This window comes from Serratia odorifera, assembly GCF_041448735.1.
Taxonomy (GTDB): Bacteria; Pseudomonadota; Gammaproteobacteria; order Enterobacterales; family Enterobacteriaceae; genus Serratia_F; species Serratia_F odorifera.
In genome coordinates this window covers 1-695 of record NZ_JBGMUT010000054.1, presented here as the reverse complement: position 1 = coordinate 695, position 695 = coordinate 1, and the positions used below count along the sequence as shown (strand labels likewise).

Genomic DNA, 695 nt, shown 5'->3' with positions numbered 1-695 from the left:
CATTTGAAATGTTTGGTGGTGTACCGAAGGTAATTGTCACGGATAATATGAAGACGGTAATGGATGAAGCTCGAACAGAACACTTTACAGGAACGATTAACAATAAGTTTGCCCAATTCGCTCAAGATTTTGGATTTAAGGTACAACCTTGTATCGCAGGGCGACCAAATACCAAAGGGAAAGTAGAAGCGCCAATGAAACTTCTAGACGAAATTCATGCTTATCAAGGAAGATTCACTTTTGAAGAATTACATGAATTTGTGCAAAAATTATGTGCAAGAATTAATCAAACATTTCATCAAGGGACTGGTAAGATTCCAGTGTTTGCCCTAAAACAGGAAAAGAATCTCCTACAACCACTCCCGAAGAGCGCGATAAGAGATTCCTATATGATTAAGCATAAACTTGTAAAAGTTAATACATCAGGCATGATATCTTACAAATCGAATCAATACTCAGTTCCAGCTGAATATCAAGGTAAAACCGTCGGTTTACAAGTATATGATAATCAAATATATGTTTATCATAACATGAAGTTAATTGTACAACATAAAATCAGCCAATCTAAGCTCAATTATAAAGAAGAACATTATAAAAAAGCATTGGCTAAGTCACTACCTAAATATCCGAACATTGACAATTTGGCGAAACAAAATTTATCAGTAATTGGTGAGGTATATAGAAATGAAGAATAG

The 695-nt window shown here is 34.4% G+C and carries 1 pseudogene; it reads left to right on the top strand.

Going from position 1 to position 695, the window contains the following annotated elements:
* Window positions 1-695: pseudogene (gene istA, locus ACCC84_RS23840) on the top strand (IS21-like element IS232 family transposase); the annotation flags it as partial.